At 65.6% G+C, this 26,015-nt stretch carries 24 protein-coding genes and 2 tRNA genes; 19 read left to right on the forward strand and 7 right to left on the reverse strand.

Going from position 1 to position 26,015, the window contains the following annotated elements:
• The first annotated feature begins 60 nt into the window (after positions 1 to 60).
• On the forward strand, positions 61 to 561 hold the full coding sequence (locus H1343_RS07565) for a MaoC family dehydratase (RefSeq protein WP_185985271.1): 501 nt from the start codon (positions 61 to 63) through the stop codon (positions 559 to 561).
• Positions 558 to 1,244, forward strand: a complete 687-nt coding sequence (gene gph, locus H1343_RS07570; RefSeq protein ID WP_185985272.1) for a phosphoglycolate phosphatase — start codon at positions 558 to 560, stop codon at positions 1,242 to 1,244. Before H1343_RS07565 ends, gph begins: the two co-directional genes overlap by 4 nt.
• Before the next feature lie 4 nt (positions 1,245 to 1,248).
• Here gph and H1343_RS07575 read toward each other — a convergent pair whose 3' ends face one another.
• The 3 genes from H1343_RS07575 to H1343_RS07585 all read right to left on the reverse strand — a co-directional run bounded on the left by H1343_RS07575 (position 1,249) and on the right by H1343_RS07585 (position 3,110).
• Entirely contained in the window at positions 1,249 to 1,854 is a 606-nt protein-coding gene (locus H1343_RS07575; protein WP_185985273.1) for a DUF2076 domain-containing protein, read from the reverse strand.
• A 132-nt stretch (positions 1,855 to 1,986) separates the two neighbouring features.
• A tRNA-Thr gene (locus tag H1343_RS07580) sits at positions 1,987 to 2,062 on the reverse strand.
• Between the two features lie 73 nt (positions 2,063 to 2,135).
• Positions 2,136 to 3,110 (reverse strand): NAD(P)H-dependent flavin oxidoreductase, encoded by a 975-nt coding sequence (locus H1343_RS07585; RefSeq protein WP_185985274.1) that lies wholly within the window; start codon positions 3,108 to 3,110, stop codon positions 2,136 to 2,138.
• A 165-nt stretch (positions 3,111 to 3,275) separates the two neighbouring features.
• Here H1343_RS07585 and H1343_RS07590 point away from each other — a divergent pair, with 165 nt between their 5' ends.
• From H1343_RS07590 to H1343_RS07605, 4 genes are all read left to right on the forward strand, one after another.
• Entirely contained in the window at positions 3,276 to 3,647 is a 372-nt protein-coding gene (locus tag H1343_RS07590; protein WP_343048908.1) for a hypothetical protein, read from the forward strand.
• Positions 3,648 to 3,716: 69 nt separating this feature from the next.
• Positions 3,717 to 4,526, forward strand: coding sequence for an exonuclease domain-containing protein (locus tag H1343_RS07595; protein WP_185985275.1), 810 nt, complete (start codon positions 3,717 to 3,719; stop codon positions 4,524 to 4,526).
• Positions 4,527 to 4,589: 63 nt separating this feature from the next.
• A complete protein-coding gene (locus H1343_RS07600; protein WP_185985276.1) occupies positions 4,590 to 6,257 on the forward strand; it encodes a cisplatin damage response ATP-dependent DNA ligase in 1,668 nt (555 codons plus the stop codon).
• Between the two features lie 64 nt (positions 6,258 to 6,321).
• Positions 6,322 to 6,591 (forward strand): DUF6460 domain-containing protein, encoded by a 270-nt coding sequence (locus H1343_RS07605; RefSeq protein ID WP_185985277.1) that lies wholly within the window; start codon positions 6,322 to 6,324, stop codon positions 6,589 to 6,591.
• Between the two features lie 10 nt (positions 6,592 to 6,601).
• Here the strand turns inward: H1343_RS07605 and H1343_RS07610 are convergent, their stop codons facing one another.
• From H1343_RS07610 to H1343_RS07625, 4 genes are read right to left on the reverse strand one after another with little or no spacing between them, the layout of a single operon-like run.
• Complete coding sequence (locus tag H1343_RS07610; protein WP_185985278.1) at positions 6,602 to 7,504, reverse strand: histone deacetylase family protein; 903 nt, start codon at positions 7,502 to 7,504, stop codon at positions 6,602 to 6,604.
• Positions 7,505 to 7,514: 10 nt separating this feature from the next.
• Positions 7,515 to 8,627: a quinone-dependent dihydroorotate dehydrogenase gene (locus tag H1343_RS07615; RefSeq protein ID WP_185985279.1), complete on the reverse strand. Its 1,113-nt coding sequence runs from the start codon at positions 8,625 to 8,627 to the stop codon at positions 7,515 to 7,517.
• Entirely contained in the window at positions 8,624 to 8,992 is a 369-nt protein-coding gene (locus H1343_RS07620) for a DUF952 domain-containing protein (protein ID WP_185985280.1), read from the reverse strand. The genes H1343_RS07615 and H1343_RS07620 overlap by 4 nt, the downstream gene beginning before the upstream one ends.
• The gene (locus H1343_RS07625) at positions 8,989 to 9,975 is read right to left on the reverse strand and encodes an alpha/beta hydrolase (protein ID WP_185985281.1); all 987 of its coding nucleotides are present in this window, start codon (positions 9,973 to 9,975) and stop codon (positions 8,989 to 8,991) included. Before H1343_RS07625 ends, H1343_RS07620 begins: the two co-directional genes overlap by 4 nt.
• Before the next feature lie 101 nt (positions 9,976 to 10,076).
• On the opposite strand from H1343_RS07625, the gene H1343_RS07630 reads away from it, so the two are divergent.
• The 13 genes from H1343_RS07630 to rpoC all read left to right on the forward strand — a co-directional run bounded on the left by H1343_RS07630 (position 10,077) and on the right by rpoC (position 25,833).
• Entirely contained in the window at positions 10,077 to 10,523 is a 447-nt protein-coding gene (locus tag H1343_RS07630; RefSeq protein WP_185985282.1) for a secondary thiamine-phosphate synthase enzyme YjbQ, read from the forward strand.
• A gap of 76 nt (positions 10,524 to 10,599) precedes the next feature.
• Positions 10,600 to 11,070 (forward strand): large conductance mechanosensitive channel protein MscL, encoded by a 471-nt coding sequence (gene mscL, locus H1343_RS07635; protein ID WP_185985283.1) that lies wholly within the window; start codon positions 10,600 to 10,602, stop codon positions 11,068 to 11,070.
• A gap of 104 nt (positions 11,071 to 11,174) precedes the next feature.
• Positions 11,175 to 12,344, forward strand: a complete 1,170-nt coding sequence (locus tag H1343_RS07640) for a pyridoxal phosphate-dependent aminotransferase (protein ID WP_185985284.1) — start codon at positions 11,175 to 11,177, stop codon at positions 12,342 to 12,344.
• Entirely contained in the window at positions 12,341 to 13,417 is a 1,077-nt protein-coding gene (locus H1343_RS07645; protein WP_246333459.1) for an AbrB family transcriptional regulator, read from the forward strand. The genes H1343_RS07640 and H1343_RS07645 overlap by 4 nt, the downstream gene beginning before the upstream one ends.
• A 114-nt stretch (positions 13,418 to 13,531) precedes the next feature.
• Positions 13,532 to 13,607 (forward strand) — tRNA-Trp (locus H1343_RS07650).
• A gap of 122 nt (positions 13,608 to 13,729) precedes the next feature.
• Positions 13,730 to 13,930, forward strand: a complete 201-nt coding sequence (gene secE, locus H1343_RS07655; RefSeq protein WP_185985285.1) for a preprotein translocase subunit SecE — start codon at positions 13,730 to 13,732, stop codon at positions 13,928 to 13,930.
• 22 nt (positions 13,931 to 13,952) lie between these two features.
• Positions 13,953 to 14,483, forward strand: a complete 531-nt coding sequence (gene nusG, locus H1343_RS07660) for a transcription termination/antitermination protein NusG (protein WP_185985286.1) — start codon at positions 13,953 to 13,955, stop codon at positions 14,481 to 14,483.
• Positions 14,484 to 14,625: 142 nt separating this feature from the next.
• Positions 14,626 to 15,054: a 50S ribosomal protein L11 gene (rplK, locus tag H1343_RS07665; protein WP_185985287.1), complete on the forward strand. Its 429-nt coding sequence runs from the start codon at positions 14,626 to 14,628 to the stop codon at positions 15,052 to 15,054.
• A gap of 4 nt (positions 15,055 to 15,058) precedes the next feature.
• Positions 15,059 to 15,760 carry a 50S ribosomal protein L1 gene (rplA, locus tag H1343_RS07670; RefSeq protein WP_185985288.1) on the forward strand — a complete coding sequence of 234 codons (702 nt, stop codon included), beginning with the start codon at positions 15,059 to 15,061 and terminating at the stop codon, positions 15,758 to 15,760.
• 361 nt (positions 15,761 to 16,121) lie between these two features.
• The gene (gene rplJ, locus H1343_RS07675; RefSeq protein ID WP_185985289.1) at positions 16,122 to 16,640 is read left to right on the forward strand and encodes a 50S ribosomal protein L10; all 519 of its coding nucleotides are present in this window, start codon (positions 16,122 to 16,124) and stop codon (positions 16,638 to 16,640) included.
• 50 nt (positions 16,641 to 16,690) lie between these two features.
• Positions 16,691 to 17,068: a 50S ribosomal protein L7/L12 gene (rplL, locus tag H1343_RS07680; RefSeq protein WP_185985290.1), complete on the forward strand. Its 378-nt coding sequence runs from the start codon at positions 16,691 to 16,693 to the stop codon at positions 17,066 to 17,068.
• Between the two features lie 273 nt (positions 17,069 to 17,341).
• A complete protein-coding gene (gene rpoB / locus H1343_RS07685; protein WP_185985291.1) occupies positions 17,342 to 21,484 on the forward strand; it encodes a DNA-directed RNA polymerase subunit beta in 4,143 nt (1,380 codons plus the stop codon).
• Positions 21,485 to 21,636: 152 nt separating this feature from the next.
• Positions 21,637 to 25,833, forward strand: coding sequence for a DNA-directed RNA polymerase subunit beta' (rpoC, locus tag H1343_RS07690; RefSeq protein WP_185985292.1), 4,197 nt, complete (start codon positions 21,637 to 21,639; stop codon positions 25,831 to 25,833).
• Positions 25,834 to 26,015: the final 182 nt, after the last annotated feature.

Consider the following 26,015-nt stretch of genomic DNA (forward strand, 5'->3'; position numbering starts at 1 on the left):
GACCACGTTTTCGAGCCTAGAGCGTGGTGAAGCGATCGCCGGAGCGAGAAGGAAAACGGGATGAGCCAAGCCGCAGAAGCCGCGATCCGCAGACGTCTCGTGCCGATCGAGACCTATCGCGGCTATGTCGACGGCGAGGCCTTCGTTTCCGACTGGCTTCTCGTCGATCAGGCGATGATCGACACCTTCGCCGACGCTACGCACGATCACCAGTTCATTCATGTCGATCCGGCGCGCGCGAAGGCGGAGACGCCGTTCGGCGGGACTATCGCCCACGGCTTCCTGTCGCTCTCGCTGCTTTCGACGCTCGCCTACGATGCGCTGCCGGGCGTGGAGGGTTCGCAGATAGGCATCAACTACGGCTTCGACCGCGTGCGCTTCATGAATCCGGTGAAATCCGGCGCGCGGGTGCGCGGCCGTTTCCGCCTGGCGGCGATCGCCGAGCGCGCCGTCAGCGTCCAGTCGACCTGGGATGTCGAGGTGGAGATCGAAGGTGCCGTGAAGCCGGCCTTCGCCGCGCGCTGGCTGACGCTCGCCATGCTCGCCGAGCCGCTCTCGTGACGCAGGCGCGCTGGCCGTCCGCGATCCTGTTCGACCTTGACGGTACGCTCGTCGATTCGGTGCCGGACATCCACGCTGCGCTCAACGAGACGCTGGAAAGCTACGGCGAGCCGCCGTTCACGATCGAGGCCGTCGCCAGGATGGTCGGGCGTGGCGTGCCGACCCTCATCGAGCGAGCCTATGAAGCGCTGGACAAGCCGCTGGACGCGGCGACGCGCGACAGGATCGTCGATCGGTTCCTCGCCATCTACGGGCCGCGCGCGACGGAGCTCACGACGCTCAATCCCGGAGCCACGGGGGCCGTGCTCGGTCTTGCAGAGAGAAGTCACCGCCTCGGCGTCGTGACCAACAAGCCGGAAGCGGCGACGCAGAAAATCCTCGACCATTTCGGTTTGGCCGAGGCTATGGCGATCGTGATCGGCGGCGATGCGGGCGTGCCACGTAAACCGGCGCCCGATCTCATTCTCCTCGCCTGCAAGAAACTCGGCATCGAGCCGAGCGAGGGACTGTTCGTGGGCGATTCGCAATATGACGTCGAGGCCGCGAGGGCGGCCGGCATGTCCGTGGTCGTGCTGGAGGGCGGATACTCGGCCCGCCCCGCCGGAGAACTCGGAGCCGACCGCGTGGTCAAAAGGCTCGACGAGATCGAGGCGCTGCTGGCCGGGCTGGCGCCCGGCCATTGAAGGCTTACATCTCGAAGTCGTCGAACCCGCCGCCATCGTCTGCCCCGAAATCCTCGCCCCCGTCCATGCTGTCGGGCTCGGCCGGCATCTCGTCGGCCACCGCCTCGTCGCCGCCCATCAGCATCGAGCCAAGCATGGAGCCGAGCACCATGCCGCCCGCGACGCCGACCGCGGTCTGCGCGGCGCCGGCCAGAAAACCACCGCCACCCGAGCGTGCGGAACCGGCGTTGGGCACGCTGCGGCTGGAGTTCCACGGAGAGCCCTCTGGAGCGGCAGCCTGTGCGGCCGAGCCCTGATAGCCGGATGGCACGCCCATTGGACGCGCGGCGGGGCGCGATGCGGCCGAGCCACCGCCGAACAGGCCACCGAGAAGGCCGCCGCCTAATCGCTGACCCTGGCCCTCCAGTTCCTCGATGCGCCGCTGGGCCGCCTCGAGCGCCTGTTCCTGCACGATGATGGTCTGCGCCATGTAGTAGGGCGCGCCGGGCTGGGCCTCGACGCTGTCCCGGATGAAGCGGTCTGCTTCGGCGTCGCGCGGCGGAGCGGAGCGCTCCGCGTCCTGCAGCCGGCCGAAGAGGCTCTGGATCATCTGCTTCTCGTCGCTGTGCATCGCTCGGTTCCCGTTGATCGGTACGACAGCCGCAGGGGCAGTCGCCGAGCGGATATGCGCACGAGTGCGTTCGGGTTCCAGAGCGCAGACGCCGCTCTCGAAAACGCGATCAGGGATTCAAGTAAAAGGAAATGGTGCCGCTTAGGTGACTCGAACACCTGACCCCATCATTACGAATGATGTGCTCTACCAACTGAGCTAAAGCGGCCTCTGGCTCCGGGCGATGCCTGCGGAACGACGCCCTGATAACCGCAAAGTGCGCGGCGTTCAAGACGCAATCTTCAGACCGAAGCGCTTGCCCCCAACCGTGCCTTCGCATGCGCGTATTCGCGCGCGAGCCGGTCGATCAGCATGGCCGCCGGCACGAGGTCCTTCACCGCCCCGATGCCTTGCCCGGAGCCCCAGATGTCCTTCCAGGCCTTGGCCTTGGAGCCGTCACCAGTGCCGAAATCCATCTTGGACGGATCGCTGGCGGGCAGATTGTCCGGGTCCAGCCCCGCTGCCTCGACAGAGCGCCGAAGATAATTGCCGTGAACGCCGGTGAAGAGGTTGGAGTAGACGATGTCCGAGGCTCCGCCTTCCACGATCGCGCGCTTGTAGTCGTCGGCTGCTCGGGCTTCCTCCGTGGCGATGAAGGCCGAGCCGATATAGGCGCCGTCGGCGCCCATGGCCTCCGCTGCCAGCACCGCGTCGCCGGTCGCGATCGCGCCCGACAGGAAGAGCGGGCCGTCGAACCACGCGCGGATTTCCTGCACCAGCGCGAAGGGGGAGAGCGTGCCAGCGTGGCCGCCCGCACCGGCTGCCACGGCGACCAGACCATCCGCGCCCTTGCGGATGGCGCTGTTGGCGAACCGGTTGTTGATGACATCGTGCAGGACGATGCCGCCATAGGAGTGGACTGCCTCGTTCACCTCCGGCACCGCGCCGAGGGAGGTGATGACGATCGGCACCTTGTGCTTCACGCACAGCGCCAGATCCTGCTCCAGCCGTTTGTTGGAGCGGTGGACGATCTGGTTCACCGCAAAGGGTGCGGAGGGGCGGTTCGGGTTGGCGGCATCATGCGCGGCGAGCGTCTCGGTGACCTCGGACAGCCAGTCGTCCAACTGCTCGGGCGGACGGGCATTCAGCGCAGGGAAGGAGCCGACGACCCCGGCTTTGCACTGCGCAAGCGTCAGATGCGGATTTGAGATGATGAAGAGCGGCGCGGCGATGACCGGCAGCCGCAGGCGGCCCTTCAGAATGCTTGGCATCGTCATCTGCGGCGGTTCCTCCCTTCGCGACAGGGCAGGAGCGTTAGCAGAAGCGCCGGGTGCAGGCAAAGCGCTCTCGACGAAACGGCGAGGCGCCTCATTTGCGACCGCGATCGCATGGCAATTGGGGTGCGTGAAGCCGGACAGGCCGGCGGCCAGAAGGAAAGATCGATGTCCCACCGCATGTTCGCCCGATCCCTGATCGCGCTGGCACTTCTCGCCGCGCCGATGTCCGTCGCGCCCGCCGCGGCCTCGTCGGACGACGCATGGGAAGCGTTCCGCTCCGACGTCGAGGCTGCATGCCTGAACGCCGTGGGAGACGAGATCGCCGACAAGGACGCTGTAGTCGATCCGTTCGGCTCCGAGAGCTACGGGTTGGCGATCGTCACCGGTCAGGCGGTGGACGGGGAGCGTCAGTCCGTCATCTGCGTCTATGACAAGTCGGCCAAGACCGTGGAACTCGGCAGCGCCATGTCGATCGACCCGGAAGAGGACGTCGAGTCGGAAGGCTCGCAGCAGGAAGCCGGCGCGTCACGCGACTGATTGCGCAAAGAGGGGATGAACCGGATGCCGCCTTGCGTCCGGCGCTTCGGCGGACGATCTTAAGGACAGATGATCGATCTGTTCGCCTCCGTCCCCTCGACGCCCTCGCTCTTCGCCGTCGCGCCATCGCCCGTGGTGCGGGTGATCGACACCGAGACGGCTGGCCATCGGCTCGCCGAGGACGCGGTGATCGAGATCGGCTCGGTCGATCTCGATCTTCTCACCGGTGCGATCTTCAATCCGATGCAGGCGCTGATCGATCCGGGCGGGGTGGCCATCAACCCGCATGCCCGCAAGGTCCATCGCATCAGCGACGAGATGCTGGCCGGTGCGCCGCCCTTCGCTGAAGCCGCGGCACCCTTCGCGAAGGCGGAAAGCTTCGCGGCGCAGCGCGCCGAGTTCGACAGGCCACGCCTGCGCATGACGGGGCGCTGGCTCTGCACGCATAAGCTGGCCTTGCGCGCCTTTCCCCAGGTGCGGGCGCACGGGCTCCAGTCGCTCGTGAAATATGTGCCGCTCGACCTGTCCGACGTCCGGGAGATGATGGACGGGCTGCATCCGCACCGCGCCCTCTACGACGCCGTCTGCACCGCCGTTCTCCTGCGCACGATCGCCTCCGCCCTGATGCCGCGATGTGCCGACCTCGTTGACTTCTTTGAACGTGCCGAGCGGGTTTCGGCCGAGCCGGCGCTCCTCTCGCGACTGCGCTTCGGCAAGCACAAGGGCGTCGCCATCGCACAGGTGCCGGACGACTATCTCGAATGGCTCGTCGCACAGCCGAACATGGAGGCGGACGCCGTCTTCACGGCGCGGCACCATCTAAAGGCTCGCAACGCCGCCCGGCTGGCGCGTTTCACGCGGCCGCCTGCGGCAGCCTGACGCTGGCACGGCCCTGCGTGGGGCCTATCTCCCCGGCCAGATCTGCCGGATGACACCTGCCTCGTGAAACGCTTCGCTGAACTCCTCGACCGCCTCGTGCTGACTCCATCGCGCAACGGCAAGCTGAAGCTGATGGTGGACCACTTCGCCTCCACGCCCGATCCCGAGCGAGGCTATGCGCTGGCGGCCCTGACCGGCGGCCTCGACATCCGCTCGGTGAAGCCGGCCATGCTGCGCGCGCTGATGGCGAGCCGCATGGACGCGGTGCTGTTCGGCTATTCCTACGACTATGTCGGCGATCTCGCCGAGACGATCGCGCTTGTCTGGCCGGCGCCGAATGACGGCGAGCGGGATCGGCGGAACGACGTTCCGACGCTCGCCGAGGTAATCGGCGCGCTCGACGCCGCGAGCCGTGCGCAAGGGCCGAAGCTCGTGGAGGAATGGCTCGATCGGCTGGACTCCTCGGGCCGCTACGCCCTCCTCAAGCTCGTGACGGGATCTTTGCGCATCGGCGTCTCGTCACGCTTGGCCAAGCAGGCGCTGGCAGATTTCGGGCAGAAGGATGTCGCCGAGATCGAGGAACTCTGGCACGGGCTGGTGCCGCCCTACGAGCCGCTTTTCGCCTGGCTCGAAGGGCGGGATGAAAAGCCAGTCTCGGCGGCCGCCGCGCCGTTCCGCCCGGTGATGCTGAGCCAGCCGCTGGAGGCGCCGGACTATTCGCGAATCATTCCGGGCGATTATGCGGTGGAGTGGAAGTGGGATGGCATCCGCGTGCAGGCGAGCGCGGAGCGTGGGCAGCGCCGCCTTTACTCGCGAACGGGCGACGACATTTCGGGCTCCTTCCCGGACCTCACCGACTTCATGACCTTCGACGGCACGCTGGACGGCGAACTTCTGGTCGCCCGGCCTGCCGCGCGGGGGAAGGGCGAGCCGGCTCTCGATCCGGAGAGGCCCCGCGATGCGGACGATATCGTCGTCGGCACCTTCTCGGACCTCCAGCAGCGGCTGAACCGCAAGACCGTATCGGCAGCCGTGATGAAGAAGCATCCGGTCTTCCTGCGGGCCTACGATCTCCTGCAGGACGGGGAGGAGGATCTGAGGCCTTTGCCCTTCGCCGAGCGGCGCAAGCGGCTGGACGCCTTCATGCTCAAGCTGGAGCGCACGCGCTTCGACATCTCGCCATTCGTTCCGTTCGAGACCTTCGAGGATCTGGCGAAACTGCGCGCCTCGCCGCCGCATCCGGTGATCGAGGGGCTGATGCTCAAGCGCTGGGACAGCACCTATGTACCGGGCCGCCCCAAGGGGCCGTGGTTCAAGTGGAAGCAGGACCCGCATCTGATCGATGCCGTCCTGATGTATGCCCAGCGCGGACACGGCAAGCGCTCGTCCTTCTATTCGGACTACACGTTCGGCGTCTGGACCGGGCCGGCGGACGAGCCGGAGCTCGTGCCGGTCGGCAAGGCCTATTTCGGCTTCACCGACGAGGAACTGAAGCAGCTCGACAAGTACATCCGCGACAACACGATCGAGCGGTTCGGCCCTGTGCGCTCCGTGAGGGCCGAGCCCGACCACGGCCTCGTCATCGAAGTTGCCTTCGAAGGGCTGGCGCGCTCCACGCGTCACAAGTCTGGCGTCGCCATGCGCTTTCCGCGCGTCTCAAGGCTGAGGTGGGACAAGCCGGCCTTCGAGGCCGATCGGCTCGAGACGCTTCAGGCGATGCTCGACGCCTGATTGCTTGCGCGCACGGCGCTCACCGCCTACCTCATGGTCCGAATTGGATAGAGGATTGTCGTCGATGTCCGGACCCGTGACCCGCTTTCTCGGCGGATCTCCGCTTTCGGTTCTCCTGAAGCTGGCGTTGCTATCGCTCGCCGTCGGCATCCTCCTGTCGTGGCTGAATCTCCAGCCGCTCGACCTCGTCGAGTGGATCGTCGACCTCGTGCGAGACGCCTGGAGCATGGTCTTCGGCTCTCTCGGCCGGGCTGCGGAGTATTTCGTGCTCGGCGCGGTGATCGTCGTGCCGATCTTCCTGATCTCGCGGCTGATGAAGAGCGGCCGGGGCTGATCTTCCGGCGTCAGGCGAATTCGAAGGCCGCTCTGTGAATGATGGTGTGGCGGCGCGACAAGGCTTCGATGTCACGCGAGTAGCCGCCTCCGATGACGCAGGCGACCGGCAGGCCGCGCTGTCGGAAGAAGCCGATGACGCGGCGATCGCGCTCCGTCAGGCCATCGTCGGTGAGCGCGAGGCGCCCCAGCCGGTCGTCTCGATGCGGATCGACCCCTGCATTGTAGAAAACCAAGTCAGCACGGAATCTTGCGGCGGATTCCTCAAGAATAGAATCGAGAACGCGCAGATAGCTTTCGTCGTCCGTTCCGTCGCGTAGCGGCACGTCGAGGTCGGAGCGTGCCTTGGGGTGCGGGTAGTTCTTCTCGCCGTGGATCGAGACGGTCGCGACACGCGGATCGTCTTGGAAGATGCGGGCCGTACCATCGCCCTGATGAACGTCGCAGTCGAACACGATCGCGCGCCCGATTTCGCCGGCCGCCAACAGGACGCTCGCGGCTACGGCGACGTCGTTGAAGACGGAGAAGCCCGCTCCGCCATCGCGATGAGCGTGGTGGCTGCCGCCCGCCGTGTTGCAGGCAAGGCCCTTCTCCAGCGCGAGGCGTGCCGTCAGGACGGTGCCGCCGCAGGCGCAGCGCGAACGCATCGCCACGCGTTCGTCCACAGGAAAACCGATCGCCTTCTCCATTTCCAGCGGCAGCGCCCGCCGAAGCACCCCTTCGACATAAGCGGGCGCGTGGGCGAGTTCGAGCCACGCCTGAGGCGCCGGGATCGGCTCCTCGAAGCCGCCGGGCGCGACAAGCCCGTCCTCCACGAGAATCTGGGCGAGGCGCGTGAACTTCGACATCGGAAAACGATGCGCTTCGTCGAACCGCGCGTCGAAGGCCGGGTGGTGGACGATCGGCAGGTCCATCAACGGAGCGCTAAGGGGTCTCCCACCCCGCGGGCGGCGGACGGTTCAGGATTTCGTCGACCTTGACGCCGCGAAGCTCGCCGATCGACTTCAGCCCGCTCTTGTCGAGGTAGCGGCTCATGCCGTCGAGAATGCGCTTGGGCAGCGACGGGCCTTCGTAGACCAATGCTGTGTAGAGCTGCACGAGGTCGGCCCCAGCCTCGATCTTGGCGAGCGCGGTGCGAGCGCTCTCCACGCCGCCGACGCCGATGAGAGGCATGTTCGCGCCGAGCGCGCGGCGGAAGGCTGCGAGAACATAGGTCGAGCGCGCCATGAGCGGCCGCCCTGACAGGCCGCCAGTCTCGTTCGCCGCGCGTCTGCCTTCGACGCCCTCCCGCGAGAGCGTGGTGTTGGAAACGATCAGCCCGTCGATCTTGTGCCTCTTGGCGGCGTCAGCGATGCCGCCGATCTCGGCGAAGGAAAGGTCGGGCGCGACCTTTAGGAAGATCGGGCAGGGACGGGAGGCGGCGATGGCGGCGGCGCCCGAACGCGCAGCCATGACGGCTGCGAGCAGTCGATCGAGGTCCTCGGCGCCCTGGAGCTTTCGAAGCCCCGGCGTGTTCGGCGAAGAGATGTTGACCGTGAGATAGGAGGCCATGCTCTCGAAGCGATGGATGCCGGTCACGTAGTCGTCGATCCGGTCGGTCGAGTCCTTGTTCGCGCCGATGTTGACGCCGACGAGACCGGCCTTGCGCTTGCGCTTCTCCAGCCGGGCTGCTGCTTCCGCATGGCCCTCGTTGTTGAAGCCGAGCCGGTTGATGACAGCTCGCGCCTCCGGCAGGCGGAAGACGCGTGGCCTGTCGTTGCCTGCCTGCGGCAGCGGCGTGACCGTGCCAACCTCCACAAAGCCGAAGCCGAGCCGCAGGGCGGCATCGGGAACCTCGGCGTTCTTGTCGTAGCCGGCGGCGAGCCCCAGCGGATTCGGAAAGGAGATGCCGGCGACCGATACGCGCAGGCGGGGATCGACGTTGAGATTGCGAGGCGCGAAGGCCCGGCTCTTGAGAGCCAGCAACGAAAGCGTGTGGGCGCGCTCGGGATCGAGCGCGAAGAGCGCCGGGCGCGCAAGGCTATAGCTTCGGCTCATCGAAGATCGTCCGGGAAGGCATGCGCTCCGTCGGGGCCGAGCGGCAGAGGATGGGCATCGAGAACGGCGTCCATCGCCAGCGGCGCGTAAAGGTGCGGAAAGAGATCGCCGCCGCGCGCAGGCTCCCATCGCAGCGGCGAACCTAGCCGCCCCGTATCGATGACCAGGAGGACGAGACCGGTCATGCCCGCGAAATGCCGCGCGGCGGTTTCGCGCACCTGCCGGGCGGTGGAGAAGTGGATGTATCCGTCGGCAAGATCGACCGGCGCGCCGTCGAAGCGGCCGGACTGGCGGAACAGGAACCAGTGCTCCTCTGTCAGGATCTTGTAGATCACGTCGCCGACGGCAGCTTCCTGCGTGCTCATGCGCGCGTTCCGTTCATGCGTTCTGCCAGAAATCGTGCGATCTCGTCATTGGACTGGCGCGCAGCCGCGCAGTCGAACGCCTGGAACACGTGGCAGCCGCCGGTCCAGACGGAAAGCGTGGCGGCGTTGCCGGAACTCAGCCAGCGCGTTGCCATGAACAGCGTGTCGTCGACGAGCAGATCGCGCGTGCCGACCGAGAAGAGAGCGGGCGGCAGGCCCTTCAAGTCCGCGAAAAGCGGCGAGACGGCCGGGTCCTTGAGAGCGACCTCGTTGGGCACGAAGCGCAGCACGAACTCCTTCACGTCGTCCGTATTGAGAACGAGGCGCTCCTCGCCGAAATTGCGAACGCTCGGCGTCAGTGAGAGGTCGTAGCAGCCGGCGACGAGATTGGCTGCGCCAAACGGCGTGAGGCCGTGCCCGTCTCGCAGCCGCAGGAGGGTGAGGACGGAAAGATGAGCGCCGGCCGATTCGCCGCCGATGGCGAGAAAGTCGGTGGGGCAGCTCTCGATCTTGCCGCCGGCCAACGCCAGCGCGACGTCCTCGCAATCCTCCGGGCCGGCGGGGTAGGGGTGCTCGGGCGCCAGACGGTAGTCGACGGAGAGAGTGGCGAGACCGGTCTCGTCCGCGATGGCGCGCAGGCGCGTGTCGTTCTCCATCGGTTCGCCGAAGACCCATCCGCCGCCGTGGATGTGCAGATAGGTGCCGACGGCCGCGCGATCGGCAGGCAGGATCAGCCGCACGGGGATCGCATGGCCGCCGCGCCCTTCGACCGTCAGGTCGCGCGCAGATGGATCGGGTTGCGGAGCGGCGAAGACGCCGCGACCCTCGCGCCGTGCCGCGCGCACGGTCTCGATCGGGAAGCTCCAGGGGCTGGGGCGTGACTTCTGGAAACTGGCGATCGAAGCGTTGAGCTCGAGAAGGTCGGGCGCCGCGCCATCCTCGTCGAACGTCTTTCGATTGATGATGATCGTGTGGCCTGCCATCCTGACGCCCCGACTGTCCGATGTTCGCGACCCATCTAGAGCATCGCGCGGTCATGTTGAAAGCGCATTGTCCCGAAAGCGCGGGTGGAGGCGACGATAGGATGCAGAAGCCCGAGCAGCTGAGGCCGCTCATGTTCGTCGAACGCTTCGCCGTCGAGACGCGCGGACGAGAAATGCGCGACATCACCGCGCCCGTCGCCAAGCTCCTCAGGGAGCACGGTGCGGCTATGGGGCTTGCGACGATCTTCGTGCGGCACACCTCCGCTTCGCTCACGATCCAGGAGAACGCGGACCCTGACGTCCGGGCCGATCTTCTCGATGCCTTCGAGCGGCTCGCGCCCCGCGACTTTCCCTATCGCCACGATGTCGAGGGGCCGGACGACATGCCCGCCCACATCAAGAGCGCGATCACCGCAACGAGTGTTTCGGTGCCGGTCGAGGGCGGCTCGATGCTGCTCGGTATCTGGCAGGGGCTCTACCTCGTAGAGCACCGCGACAGACCGCATCGGCGCGAGGTGGCGATCCATTTCGCGGGCACGATGCGGTGAGCGGGCAATTGCGCCGGAAGGCACTCGGGGGCATTGTTCACGCCGTCGTGTACGCTCTGCCAGAAAGGGGACATCGGTGCTCAAGGAATTTCGCGAATTCGCCCTGAAGGGCAACATGGTCGATCTCGCGATCGGTATCATCATCGGCGCCGCGTTCTCGGGGCTCGTGAACTCCATCGTCGCCGACCTCATCATGCCGGTGATCGGCCTCGCGACGGGCGGCGTCGACTTCTCCAACCAGTTCGTGCCGCTCTCCGGCGATGTGACGGCGACCGGCCTTGCGCAGGCGCGCGAGCAGGGCGCCGTGCTCGCTTACGGCAATTTCATCACGCTTCTCATCAACTTCATCATTGTCGCCTTCGTGCTCTTCATGGTGGTGAAACTGATGAACCGCATGAAGCGCAAGGAAGAAGCCAAGCCTGCCGAGGTGGCCGCCGTGCCGCGCGAGCAGGAGCTTCTGGAAGAGATCCGCGACCTCCTGGCCGGCGGCCGTTCGTCCGCGCCCAAGGCGCCGATCGCCGCCCCGCGCGTTCCCGGCGACCTCTGATCGCCATCACGCCGACTTGACGCGGGCGGCCTAAAGGCCTCTCTCGCGGCTGCGAAACGGGCGCATGTCCATGCGCCCGCCCGGCTGATTCGAGAGAGGCGGATATGCAACTCGTCGAGCGTCTTCACGAACGCGCCCTCGGCGCGCCCGAAAGTGGCATCGTCGCGGTCATCAATTATGCGCGGGGGCGTGAGGGTCTCTTGCCGCTCTGGGCAGGAGAGGGGGATCTCGCGACGCCCGACTTCATCGGAAACGCCGCCGCGGCGAGCCTGGCGGCGGGCGAGACCTTCTACACCTGGCAGCGTGGCTTGCCGGAGCTTCGCGCTGCGCTGGCGCGCTACGCGTCGAACCTCTATGGCCTTCCGGAAGCGCCCGAGCGCTTCTTCGTCACCGCCTCGGGAATGCATGCGATCCAGATCGCGCTGACCTGCGTGGCCGGTGCCGGGGACGAGGTGGTCTTCATCGGCCCCCTCTGGCCGAACCTGCCGGCGGCAGCCGCGCTCGCGGGAGCACGACCCGTCGAGGTGTTGCTGGACGCGGTCGACGGGGGATGGCGCCTCGACTTCCAGAAGCTTGCCGACGCGATCATACCGCGCACCCGCGCGATCTTCGTCAACACGCCGAACAACCCGACAGGGTGGACGGCGGACGAGGAGACGCTGCGCGCTATCCTGACGCTGGCGCGTGAACGCGACCTTTTCATAATTGCCGACGAAATCTATTCGCGTTTCTTCTATGAAGGCGTGCGGGCGCCGTCCTTCCACGACGTGGCCGACCCGGACGAGGCCGTGATCTACGTCAACTCGTTCTCGAAGAACTGGGCGATGACCGGGTGGCGCGTCGGCTGGATCGAGGCCCCTGCCGCGCTTGGGGACGTCATCGAGAACCTCGTCCAGTATTCGACCTCCGGCGTGGCGGCCTTCATGCAACGCGGCGCCGTCGCCGCGCTGGAGGAAGGCGAACCCTTCGTGACGTCGCAGATCGAACGAGCGAAGAAGGCGCGCGACATCTTTTCCCAGCGTCTGACCGCCACGAACCGCGTCGAGATGATGCCGCCGGCTGGTGCCTTTTACGCCTTCTTCGCGATCGACGGGCTGGAGGACAGCCGTGCGGCGGCCTTCCGCATCGCCGACGAAGCGGGCGTCGGGCTCGCGCCCGGAACGGCCTTCGGCTCCAACACCGGACGCTTCATGCGCGCCTGCTTCCATCGACGCCTCGACCAGGTCGAAGAAGCGGCCGAACGCCTCGCGGACTGGATCGGGAAGACGGCGTGAAACTGCGCCGCTTCCTACGCACGATGGCGTTTGCGGGCGCGGGCGGGGCGGCCGCCACGGCGCTCGGCTTGCCGGTCGGCTGGCTTTTGGGTGCAACGGTGGCGACGGTCGCAGCGGCTCTGGCCGGCCTTCGCTCCCGCGTGCCGAACCGGCTGCGCGATGCTGCCTTCTTCTTCCTCGGCATCCAGGCGGGCTCAGGCGTGACGCCGGAAGTGCTGACGCAGGTCCACCTCTGGCCCGCGTCCTTCGCGATCCAGCTCGGCGGCGTCGGCCTCGTCGTCGCGCTCACCTATGTCTTCCTGAAACGCGGCTTCGGCTGGGACCGCGACACCGCTTTATTCGCCTCGATCCCAGGTGCGCTGTCCTTCGTGCTCGCCGCGGCGAGCGAGACCCGGGCCGACATGACACGCATCGTCATCGTGCAGTCGGTGCGCCTGCTTCTCCTCATCGGTTTCCTGACACCGACGCTCGCCTGGCTGGAGGGCGGGCAGGGCGCCGCCCCTTTCGTGCTCGAAGGCGGCACGCTTTTCCAGTATGCCATTCTCTTCTCGGTCTGCGCGCTGGCGGCGGTGGCTGGCGCAGCCTCGCGTATGCCGGGCGGGCTGATCCTGGGTGCGCTTCTTGCGAGCGCAGCGCTGCACGGAACAGGGATCGCACCCGTCGCATTGCCGCGCTGGCTGGCGATCCCCTCCCTCATCGTTCTCGGCGCACTGATCGGCGGACGGATCGAGCCGGAAAGCCGGGGCGCCCTCGCGCGGCTCGCGCCGGCGGCGTTGGGAGCCTTCGTGATCGGACTGATCGGCTCGGCGATCGCCGGCGCTTTGGCAGTGATCGCGCTGCAGATCGAGATCGGCAAGGTGGCACTCGCCTACGCGCCGGGCGCGCTGGAGGCGCTCACCGTGCTGGCTTATCAGTTCGATCAGGATCCGGCCTATGTGGCAGCGCACCACGTCGTACGCTTTCTCCTGCTTGCGCTTCTCGTTCCGCTGGTCGCCCGCCGTTTGCCCCGTCGTCTCGACGAGGCCGCGAGCGAAGCGGCGCATGATACGGAGTCTTCCCCGCGCCAGGGCTGAAAGGGTCTGAAGAGGTCGCGCCGAGCGAAACCGCCCTTGCCAACAACGAGCCGAAAGACTATTGGCTCATCCCGCACGCGCGCTGCCCCGCAAGGGCCGGGACGCCCGTCGCCTAGGGGTATAGCTCAGTTGGTAGAGCGGCGGTCTCCAAAACCGCAGGTCGGGGGTTCGAGCCCCTCTGCCCCTGCCATCTCTCAAAGTCCCGTTAGGCCTCTTGTGAATCAGTCAAGGGCCGGTTATGTAGTTTTTCGACAGACAAGAGGCGCGTGGGGCCGCAGAGGCTTTTCACGCGCTTAATGCCGTGGGCGGTTGATGGCTTCCAGAACGAATCCCTTCACGTTTTTCCAGCAGGTCCGGACCGAGGTCTCCAAGGTCACTTGGCCGAGCCGGAAGGAAACCATGATCTCGACGATCATGGTTCTGGTGATGGTGGCCTTCGCCGCGACGTTCTTTTTCGTGGCCGATCAGATCCTCGGCTACGTCGTCGGCCTCGCGATGAACGTCGGCGGCTGACAGCAGGAGCTTGCATTCGCATATGACCGCGCGCTGGTACATCGTCCACGCCTACTCGAACTTCGAGAAGAAGGTGGCCGAATCGATCGAGGAGCAGGCTCGCCAGAAGGGGCTCTCCGACAAGTTCGAGAAGATCCTCGTACCGACCGAGAAGGTGGTCGAGGTGCGTCGCGGCCGCAAGGTCGATGCCGAGCGCAAGTTCTTTCCCGGCTACGTGCTGGTGAAGGCCGAGCTGACCGACGCCGTGTTTTCGATGATCAAGAACACGCCGAAGGTGACGGGCTTCCTCGGGCCGGACAATCGCCCGGTGCCGATCTCGGAAGCCGAGGCGACGCAGATCCTGACGCAGGTGCAGGACGGCGTGGAGCGCCCCAAGCCCTCGATCTCGTTCGATATCGGCGAGAATGTGCGCGTTTCGGACGGGCCTTTCGCCTCGTTCAACGGCGTCGTCCAGGAAGTCGATCAGGAGCGTGCGCGTCTCAAGGTCGAGGTCTCGATCTTCGGGCGTGCGACGCCCGTCGATCTCGAATTCGGTCAGGTCGAAAAGGTCTGATCGTGAAGCGGGGCGTTTCGCCCCGGAATTGCGCGGGAGGCGAGCCGGCTTCTAGCCGGGTCGGCGAACCGGACCGCGCGACTGCAACGGGGCGGATTTCGCTCCCTGCCGGACGATCCGGCGACGAAACGAAGGCAGAGATATGGCTAAGAAAATTGCAGGCCAGCTCAAGCTGCAGGTGAAGGCCGGCTCGGCGACCCCGTCGCCCCCGATCGGCCCGGCCCTCGGCCAGCGCGGCATCAACATCATGGAATTCTGCAAGGCGTTCAACGCGCAGAGCCAGGAGATGGAGAAGGGTTCGCCCGTCCCCGTCGTTATCACCTATTATCAGGACAAGTCCTTCACCTTCGTCATGAAGACGGCGCCGGTGAGCTTCTTCCTGAAGAAGGCGGCGAACCTGACGAGCGGCTCCAAGGAGCCCGGCAAGGTCAAGGCCGGTTCGGTGACTCGCGATCAGGTGCGCGAGATCGCCGAGAAGAAGCTGAAGGATCTGAACGCGAACGATATCGACGCGGCGATGGCGATGGTCGAGGGCTCCGCCCGCTCCATGGGTCTGGAAGTGGTGGGCTGAGACGATGGCAAAGATTGGCAAGCGTATCGGCAAGGCCCGCGAGGGTATCGACCGCGAAAAGCTCTATGACCTCTCGGAGGCCGTCGGCATCCTGAAGGATCGTGCGAGCGCCAAGTTCGACGAGACCATCGAGGTCGCGATGAATCTCGGCGTCGACCCGCGCCACGCCGACCAGATGGTCCGCGGCGTCGTCAACCTGCCGAACGGCACGGGCCGCACGGTCCGCGTGGCGGTTTTCGCGCGCGGTGACAAGGCCGAGGAGGCCAAGGCCGCCGGTGCCGACATCGTCGGTGCCGAGGATCTCGTGGAGCAGGTGCAGGGCGGCACGATCGACTTTGACCGCGCCATCGCCACGCCCGACATGATGGGCCTGGTCGGCCGTCTCGGCAAGGTGCTCGGCCCTCGCGGCCTGATGCCGAACCCGCGCGTCGGCACGGTGACGCCGGACGTCACGGCCGCCGTGAAGGCTTCGAAGGGCGGGGCCGTCGAGTTCCGCGTCGAGAAGGCCGGCATCGTCCATGCCGGCGTGGGCAAGGCGAGCTTCGGCACGGATGCGCTGGTCGAGAACATCAAGGCTTTCGCGGACGCCGTCCAGCGAGCCAAGCCGACGGGCGCAAAGGGCAACTACGTCCAGCGCGTCGCGGTCTCCTCGACCATGGGACCGGGCATCAAGCTCGACCCGGCAAGCGTGCGCTCGGAGGCCTAAGGCCTTAACATTTCGAGACGCCACCCCATATGTGGCGTTTCCCAAAAGGTTCCACGGCTGTTCGGCCGTGGTGCGGCGGGCTTCTCAGGAAGCTCGTGTCTCCTGTCCGAGATTGCGGGCGAGGGCCGGTCAGCCGGTCTTCTTAATCGCCAAGCCCGCATGAGACGTGGAAGAGCCGGGATTGCGGGCCTTGCCCGCCAGATTGGTTCGAACCTCTGAATGCCTTGAGCGACTGCCGGTTCCATTCGTGGGCCCAGTGAAGCCAAGGGGACAGGATCCTCGTGTCGTCCGCTTTCGGGCGGGCGGCAAACGGCAACCGGAGCGTTTCCCGCGAGGGGAGGGCTCCAACTGGAGAGTGGCAGTGGACAGAGCGGAAAAGCGCGAGTTCGTCACGGAGCTGAACGAGACCTTCAAGGCCTCGGGCGCGATCGTGGTGGCCCGCTACGCCGGTCTCACCGTCGCGCAGATGAATGACCTTCGGGTCAAGATGCGCGATTCAGGTGGAACCGTCAAAGTCGCGAAGAACCGCCTCGCCAAAATCGCTCTTCAAGGCACCGACGCCGAAGGCATCTCGAACCTGTTCGAGGGCCAGACCCTGATCGCCTACTCGGTCGATCCGGTCGCGGCGCCGAAGGTGGCCAACGACTTCGCCAAGGGCAACGACAAGCTCGTGATCCTGGGTGGAGCGATGGGGGCCACCGCTCTCGACGCGGAAGGTGTGAAGGCGCTCGCCTCGCTGCCTTCGCTCGACGAACTGCGCGGCAAGCTTCTGGGCATGATCCAGACGCCCGCCACCCGCATCGCGGCCGTCACGGCCGCGCCGGCGGCGCAGCTCGCACGCGTCTTTGGGGCGTATGCCAAGAAGGACGAAGCGGCGTGAGGTCGTTCCTCGCTGCATTCAGAACAATCGAACCAAAGGGAATTTGAACCATGGCTGATCTCGCCAAGATCGTTGAAGACCTGTCGAGCCTGACCGTCCTCGAGGCGGCCGAGCTCTCGAAGATGCTCGAAGAGAAGTGGGGCGTCTCCGCTGCCGCTCCGGTCGCCGTCGCGGCTGCCGGTGGTGGCGGTGCGGCTGCCGCCGCCGAGGAAGAGAAGACCGAGTTCGACGTGATCCTCGCCGACGCCGGCTCGCAGAAGATCAACGTCATCAAAGAAGTCCGTGCGATCACGGGCCTCGGCCTCAAGGAAGCCAAGGACCTCGTCGACGGTGCTCCGAAGCCGGTCAAGGAGGCTGTCTCCAAGGACGAAGCCGCCAAGATCAAGGACCAGCTTGAGAAGGCTGGCGCCAAGGTCGAGGTCAAGTAAGCGTTTTCGCGCTTACGCGACGACAACAAGTCGGGCGGGACGGCAAAACGCCGTTCCGCCTTCCGTGCTGGCGAGACATCCCCAGGGTACGACGCCGGCAGTGCCCGCTTCTCCAGAACGCCTCCCCGGGCTTTGTGGAGACACGGGCCGGTTGATACGAGACCGGACTGACGTTCCGTGTGCGCCGGCGAGCGCAATGGCAGCCTGGCTGCCAGCGGGACATGAGACTTTCGGCCCTCTGGTCAAGGGCGCTGTCGAGATGAAGGAGCGACGATGTCTGAAGTGACGACGTTTTCGGGTCGCAGGCGGGTGCGCAAGTTCTTCGGGTCCATCCCCGAAGTCGCCGAGATGCCGAACCTCATCGAGGTCCAGAAGGCCTCCTACGATCAATTCCTGATGGTCGAGGAACCCGAAGGTGGACGCGGCGATGAGGGCCTGCAGGCCGTCTTCCGCTCGGTCTTCCCGATCTCCGACTTCTCCGGGCAGTCGATGCTTGAGTTCGTCAAGTACGAGTTCGAGGCGCCGAAGTTCGACGTGGACGAGTGCCGCCAGCGCGACCTGACCTTTGCCGCGCCGCTGAAGGTGACACTGCGCCTCATCGTGTTCGATATCGACGAGGACACCGGCTCCAAGTCCATCAAGGACATCAAGGAGCAGGACGTCTACATGGGCGACATGCCGCTGATGACGTCGAACGGCACGTTCATCGTGAACGGCACCGAGCGCGTCATCGTCTCGCAGATGCACCGCTCGCCGGGCGTCTTCTTCGACCATGACAAGGGCAAGAGCCACTCGTCCGGCAAGCTTCTGTTCGCCGCGCGCGTGATCCCCTATCGCGGCTCTTGGCTGGACATCGAGTTTGACGCGAAGGACATCGTGTTCGCGCGCATCGACCGCCGCCGCAAGATCCCGGTGACGAGCCTCCTGATGGCGCTCGGCATGGACGGCGAGGAGATCCTCTCGACCTTCTACGACATCGTGAAGTTCGAGAAGGACAAGAACGGCTGGCGTATTCCGTTCTCGGTCGAGCGTGTGCGCGGCCAGAGCGCGGTCGTCGACCTGATCGATGCCGACAGCGGCGAAGTGCTCGTCGAAGCCGGCAAGAAGGTCACGGCTCGTCAGGCTCGTCAGATGAAGGAGAAGGGCGTCAAGGCCCTGCGCGCCACCGAGGAAGACCTCTACGGCAACTACCTGGCGGAAGACATCGTCAACTACCAGACGGGCGAGGTGTATCTCGAGGCCGGCGACGAGATCGACGAGAAGACGCTGAAGGTCCTCGTCGATGCGGGCTACGAGGAAATGTCGATCCTCGACATCGACCACGTCACGGTCGGTGGCTACATCCGCAACACGCTGGCGGCGGACAAGAACGAGTCGCGTCAGGACGCGCTGTTTGACATCTACCGCGTGATGCGTCCGGGCGAGCCGCCCACGATGGAAACCGCCGAGGCGATGTTCCAGTCGCTGTTCTTCGACAGCGAGCGTTACGACCTCTCGGCCGTCGGCCGCGTGAAGATGAACATGCGTCTCGACGTCTCGGCGGAAGACACCGTGCGCGTGCTGCGCAAGGAGGACATCCTCGCCGTCGTCAAGACGCTGGTGGACCTTCGCGACGGCAAGGGTGAGATCGACGACATCGACAATCTCGGCAACCGCCGCGTGCGTTCGGTCGGCGAGCTGATGGAGAACCAGTACCGCGTCGGCCTGCTCCGCATGGAGCGTGCGATCAAGGAGCGCATGTCGTCTGTCGAGATCGACACCGTTATGCCGCAGGACCTGATCAACGCGAAGCCTGCGGCCGCCGCCGTGCGCGAGTTCTTCGGCTCCTCGCAGCTCTCGCAGTTCATGGACCAGACCAACCCGCTCTCCGAGATCACGCACAAGCGTCGTCTCTCGGCGCTCGGACCCGGCGGTCTGACCCGCGAGCGCGCCGGCTTCGAGGTGCGCGACGTGCACCCGACGCATTACGGCCGTATCTGCCCGATCGAGACGCCGGAAGGCCCGAACATCGGCCTGATCAACTCGCTGGCGACCTTTGCGCGCGTCAACAAGTACGGCTTCATCGAGAGCCCGTACCGCCGCGTGATCGACGGCAAGGTGACGCAGGACGTCGTCTACCTGTCGGCGATGGAGGAATCCAAGCACCACGTCGCGCAGGCGAACGCGGTTCTGACCGACGACATGCGGTTCGAGGAAGAGCTGGTCATCTGCCGCCATGCAGGCGACGTCTTCATGACGCCGCGCGAGAACGTCGACCTGATGGACGTCTCGCCCAAGCAGCTCGTCTCGGTCGCCGCGGCGCTGATCCCGTTCCTCGAGAACGACGACGCCAACCGCGCTCTCATGGGCTCGAACATGCAGCGCCAGGCGGTGCCGCTGGTTCGCGCTGAGGCGCCGTTCGTCGGCACCGGCATGGAGCCGATCGTCGCCCGTGACTCGGGCGCGGCCATCGGCGCGCGTCGTACCGGCGTCGTCGACCAGGTCGACGCGACGCGTATCGTCATTCGTGCGACGGAGGATCTCGAATCCGGTAAGTCCGGTGTCGACATCTATCGTCTGATGAAGTTCCAGCGCTCGAACCAGAACACCTGCATCAACCAGCGTCCGCTGGTCGCGGTGGGTGATCGGGTGCAGAAGGGCGACATCATCGCGGACGGCCCGTCGACGGATCTCGGCGATCTCGCCCTCGGCCGGAACGTGCTCGTCGCGTTCATGCCGTGGAACGGCTACAACTACGAGGACTCCATCCTCCTGTCCGAGCGCATCGTTGCCGACGACGTCTTCACCTCGATCCACATCGAGGAGTTCGAGGTCATGGCGCGTGACACCAAGCTCGGGCCCGAGGAGATCACGCGCGACATTCCGAACGTTTCGGAAGAAGCGCTGAAGAACCTCGACGAAGCCGGCATCGTCTATATCGGTGCCGAGGTTCAGCCGGGCGACATCCTGGTCGGCAAGATCACGCCGAAGGGCGAAAGCCCGATGACGCCGGAGGAGAAGCTCCTGCGCGCGATCTTCGGCGAGAAGGCGTCCGACGTCCGCGACACCTCGAACCGCATGCCTCCCGGCACCTACGGCACGGTCGTCGAAGTGCGCGTCTTCAACCGCCACGGCGTGGAGAAGGACGAGCGCGCGATGGCGATCGAGCGCGAGGAGATCGAGCGCCTCGCCAAGGACCGCGACGACGAGCAGGCGATCCTCGATCGCAACGTCTACGGGCGTCTGGTCGAGATGCTCGACGGCAAGTCGGCGATTTCGGGGCCGAAGAACTTCAAGAAGGGCGGCAAGCTCTCGGCCGAGGTCATGAGCGAGTACCCGCGCTCGCAGTGGTGGATGTTCGCTGTCGAGGACGAGCGTCTGCAGGGCGAGATCGAGGCTCTTCGGGGCGTCTACGACGATGCCAAGAAGACGCTCGAGGCGCGCTTCATGGACAAGGTCGAGAAGGTGCAGCGCGGTGACGAGCTGCCCCCCGGCGTCATGAAGCAGGTGAAGGTCTTCGTCGCGGTCAAGCGCAAGATCCAGCCGGGCGACAAGATGGCCGGCCGTCACGGCAACAAGGGCGTCGTCTCGCGCATCGTTCCGGTCGAGGACATGCCGTTCAACGAGGACGGCACGCATGTCGACATCGTTCTGAACCCGCTGGGCGTGCCTTCGCGCATGAACGTCGGTCAGATCCTGGAGACGCATCTGGGCTGGGCGTGCGCCGGCATGGGCCGCAAGATCGGCGACATGCTGGAGGCTTACCAGCAGTCTCACGACGCGGGACCGCTGCGTCAGGAGATCGCCGGGCTTCTGGGCGACTCGGACCGCAACGAGAAGGTGAAGACCTACGACGACGATTCGGTCATCACCCTCGCCAAGCAGATGAAGCGCGGCGTCTCAATCGCCACGCCCGTCTTCGACGGCGCGGTGGAGCACGACATCGTGGAGATGCTTGAGAAGGCCGGGCTGAACGGCTCGGGCCAGGTGACGCTCTATGACGGGCGCACCGGCGAGGCCTTCGATCGTCAGGTGACGGTGGGCTACATCTACATGCTGAAGCTGCACCACCTGGTGGACGACAAGATCCACGCGCGTTCGATCGGCCCGTACTCGCTCGTCACCCAGCAGCCGCTGGGCGGCAAGGCGCAGTTCGGTGGTCAGCGCTTCGGTGAGATGGAGGTGTGGGCCCTCGAAGCCTACGGCGCCGCCTACACGCTGCAGGAAATGCTGACCGTGAAGTCGGACGACGTGGCGGGCCGTACCAAGGTCTACGAGTCGATCGTGCGCGGCGACGACGCCTTCGAGTCCGGTATTCCCGAGAGCTTCAACGTTCTCGTCAAGGAGATGCGCTCGCTCGGCCTCGACGTCGACCTGTCGAACTCCACGCCGGACCTCAACGCCTCGCTCGAGGGCCTGCCGGACGCGGCCGAGTAGTCGGACATACTGCGGTCGCCCTTGGAGGCGACATTGCCGGCGCCGCCCTTTCGGGAGGGCGCCGGCGAGACGATGGCGGTTTTGGATGATTTTGCGCTGCGGGCTGGCCCCGGCGCATTGCGGGGCGAGACGCCCCAGAAGGAGAAAGCACCATGAATCAAGAGGTCATGAATCTCTTCAATCCTCAGGTGCAGGCTCAGACGTTCGATTCCATCCGGATTTCGCTCGCGAGCCCCGAGAAGATCCTTTCTTGGTCGTTCGGCGAGATCAAGAAGCCGGAGACGATCAACTACCGCACGTTCAAGCCCGAGCGTGACGGCCTTTTCTGCGCGCGCATCTTCGGTCCGATCAAGGACTACGAGTGCCTGTGCGGCAAGTACAAGCGGATGAAGTACAAGGGCATCATCTGCGAGAAATGCGGCGTCGAGGTCACGCTGTCGCGCGTGCGTCGCGAGCGCATGGGCCACATCGAACTCGCCGCGCCCGTCGCACATATCTGGTTCCTGAAGTCGCTTCCGAGCCGCATCGGCACGCTGCTCGACATGACCCTGAAGGACATCGAGCGCGTCCTCTACTTCGAGAACTACATCGTGACCGAGCCCGGCCTCACCGCCCTCAAGGAGCATCAGCTCCTGACGGAGGAGGAGTACATCATCGCGACCGAGGAGTATGGCGAGGACTCGTTCACCGCGCTCATCGGCGCGGAGGCGATCCAGGAGCTTCTCGGCTCGATGGACCTCGAGAAGATCGCCGCCGATCTGCGCTCGGAGCTTGCGACGACGACGTCCGAGCTCAAGACCAAGAAGTTCATGAAGCGGCTGAAGATCGTGGAGAACTTCCTGGAGTCGGGCAACAAGCCCGAGTGGATGATCATGCGCGTCGTTCCGGTGATTCCGCCGGACCTGCGTCCGCTCGTTCCGCTGGACGGCGGCCGTTTCGCCACGTCCGACCTCAACGACCTCTACCGCCGCGTCATCAACCGTAACAACCGCCTCAAGCGGCTGATCGAGCTGCGCGCGCCGGGCATCATCATCCGCAACGAGAAGCGCATGCTTCAGGAGGCGGTGGACGCGCTGTTCGACAACGGTCGTCGCGGCCGCGTCATCACGGGCGCCAACAAGCGCCCGCTGAAGTCGCTGTCCGACATGCTGAAGGGCAAGCAGGGCCGCTTCCGCCAGAACCTTCTTGGCAAGCGCGTCGACTATTCCGGCCGTTCGGTGATCGTGACCGGTCCCGAGCTGAAGCTGCACCAGTGCGGCCTGCCCAAGAAGATGGCGCTCGAGCTGTTCAAGCCGTTCATCTACGCGCGTCTCGACGCCAAGGGCTATTCGTCCACCGTCAAGCAGGCGAAGAAGCTCGTCGAGAAGGAGCGTCCGGAGGTTTGGGACATCCTGGACGAGGTGATCCGCGAGCATCCGGTGCTGCTCAACCGCGCGCCGACGCTCCACCGCCTCGGCATCCAGGCGTTCGAGCCGACACTGATCGAGGGCAAGGCGATCCAGCTTCACCCGCTGGTCTGCACGGCCTTCAACGCGGACTTCGACGGCGACCAGATGGCGGTGCACGTGCCGCTGTCCATCGAGGCGCAGCTCGAAGCGCGCGTCCTGATGATGTCGACGAACAACATCCTGCATCCGGCGAACGGTGCACCGATCATCGTGCCCTCGCAGGACATGGTGCTCGGCCTCTACTACCTCTCGATCATGAACGAGAACGAGCCGGGGCAGGGCATGGCCTTCTCCGACATCGGCGAGATGGAGCACGCGCTGGCTTCCAAGGCCATCACGCTGCACACCAAGATCAAGGGGCGTTTCAAGTCGGTGGACGAGGCGGGCAACCCCGTTTCGAAGATCTACGAGACGACGCCGGGCCGCATGCTGATCGCGCAGCTTCTGCCGAAGACGCACAAGATTTCCTTCGACATCGCCAACGACCTGATGACGAAGAAGAACATCTCGCGCCTGATCGACACGGTCTACCGCCACTGCGGGCAGAAGGACACGGTGATCTTCTGCGACCGGATCATGCAGCTCGGCTTCAAGCATGCCTGCACCGCCGGCATCTCGTTCGGCAAGGACGATATGCTGATCCCCGACACCAAGGAAAAGATGATCGGGGAGACGCAGGCGCTCGCGAAGGAATACGAGCAGCAGTACAATGACGGCCTGATCACCCAGGGCGAGAAGTACAACAAGGTGGTCGACGCCTGGGCCAAGTGCACGGACAAGATCGCCGACGAGATGATGAGCCGCATCAAGGCTGTCGAGTTCGACGACAACGGCCGTCAGAAGCCGATGAACTCGATCTACATGATGTCGCACTCCGGTGCGCGCGGCTCGCCGACCCAGATGCGCCAGCTTGCGGCGATGCGCGGCCTGATGACCAAGCCTTCGGGCGAGATCATCGAGACGCCGATCATCTCGAACTTCAAGGAAGGCCTGACGGTGCTCGAGTACTTCAACTCGACCCACGGCGCCCGCAAGGGCCTGGCCGACACCGCCCTGAAGACCGCGAACTCGGGCTACCTGACCCGCCGTCTCGTCGACGTCGCGCAGGACTGCATCATCACGCAGACCGATTGCGGCACGCCGAACGGCCTGACGATGCAGCCCATCGTCGACGCCGGTCAGGTGGTGGCGACGCTCGGCCAGCGCATCCTGGGCCGTACCGCACTGGAGGACATTGTCCATCCGACGACGGGCGACGTTCTCGTCGAGGGTGGCCGCACGGTCGAGGAGAAGGACGTCGAGGTGATCGAGAAGGCCGGCGTCCAGTCGGTCAAGATCCGCTCGGCGCTGACCTGCGAGGTGCGCACCGGTATCTGCGCCGTCTGCTACGGCCGGGATCTCGCTCGCGGCACGCCCGTCAACATGGGCGAGGCCGTTGGCGTCATCGCGGCGCAGTCGATCGGCGAGCCGGGCACGCAGCTCACCATGCGCACGTTCCACATGGGTGGCACAGCTCAGGTGGTGGACTCGTCGTTCCTCGAGGCTTCCTACGAGGGCACGGTCCAGATCCGCAACCGGAACGTCGTTCGCGACTCCGAGGGTCGTCTGGTGGCGATGGGCCGCAACATGGCCATCCTCATCCTCGACCCGTCGGGCAAGGAGCGCGCTTCGCACCGCGTCACCTACGGCAGCCGCATCTTCGTCGACGACGGGGATCAGGTCCGCCGTGGCCAGCGCATCGCGGAGTGGGATCCGTACACCCGTCCGGTTCTCACCGAGCTTGAGGGCACGGTGGAGTTCGAGGATCTTGTCGAGGGCCTCTCGGTGCTCGAGCAGGCGGACGAGTCGACCGGCATCACCAAGCGGCAGGTCATCGACTGGCGGGCCAACCCGCGCGGCGCTGACCTGAAGCCCGCGATGGTTATCCGCGGCTCCGACGGCGAGATCCTGAAGCTCGCGCGCGGCTCGGACGCTCGCTACTTCCTCTCGGTTGACGCGATCCTGTCCGTCGAGCCAGGCTCGAAGGTGAAGGCCGGTGACGTGCTCTCGCGTATCCCGATGGAGAGCGCCAAGACGAAGGACATCACGGGCGGTCTGCCGCGCGTGGCGGAGCTCTTTGAGGCGCGTCGTCCGAAGGACAACGCGGTGATCGCGGAGATCGACGGGACGGTGAAGTTCGGGCGCGACTACAAGAACAAGCGCCGCATCGTCATCGAGCCGCACGAGGACGGCGTCGAGCCGGTGGAGTACCTGATCCCGAAGGGCAAGCCGTTCCACCTCCAGGAAGGCGACGTCATCGAGAAGGGCGACTACATCCTCGACGGCAATCCGGCCCCGCACGACATCCTGGCGATCCGGGGCGTCGAGGCGCTGGCTTCCTATCTCGTCAACGAGATCCAGGAGGTCTACCGCCTGCAGGGCGTGCTCATCAACGACAAGCACATCGAGGTCATCGTGCGGCAGATGCTGCAGAAGATCGAAATCGAGGAGTCGGGTGACTCGGGCTACATTCCAGGCGACCATGTCGACCGGATCGAGCTTGCGGAGCTGAACGAGAAGCTGGTGGAGGAGGGCAAGAAGCCCGCGTCCGGCCAGCCGGTCCTCCTCGGCATCACCAAGGCCTCGCTGCAGACGCCGTCCTTCATCTCGGCTGCGTCCTTCCAGGAGACGACCCGCGTCCTCACCGAGGCGGCCGTCGCCGGCAAGATGGACACATTGCAGGGCTTGAAGGAGAACGTCATTGTCGGCCGCCTGATCCCGGCCGGTACGGGCGGAATGATGACGCAGGTCCGCCGCATCGCGACCTCGCGCGACGACCTCATCATCGAGGATCGCCGCAAGGCGTCCAACGCCGCCGAGGCGGACCGCATGCTGACCTCGCTGAACGACGCCGCCGAGTAAGCGCCGTTCCACGACACGAGATCGGGAAGGGCCGCTGCCATGCGGCCCCTTTCTTATAGGCGGTTCAGCCGGTTCCTCCCCGCACGGCCGGGGTTGACGAGACCGGATGGAATCGTTAAAGACGCCGCAACAGAGCCGATGTGAGACCGAATCTTCCCTGGGGCGCCAAGCTCGGGATGCAG

Origin of the sequence: Aureimonas mangrovi (genome assembly GCF_014058705.1) — a bacterium.
In the GTDB taxonomy this organism is placed as follows: domain Bacteria; phylum Pseudomonadota; class Alphaproteobacteria; order Rhizobiales; family Rhizobiaceae; genus Aureimonas; species Aureimonas mangrovi.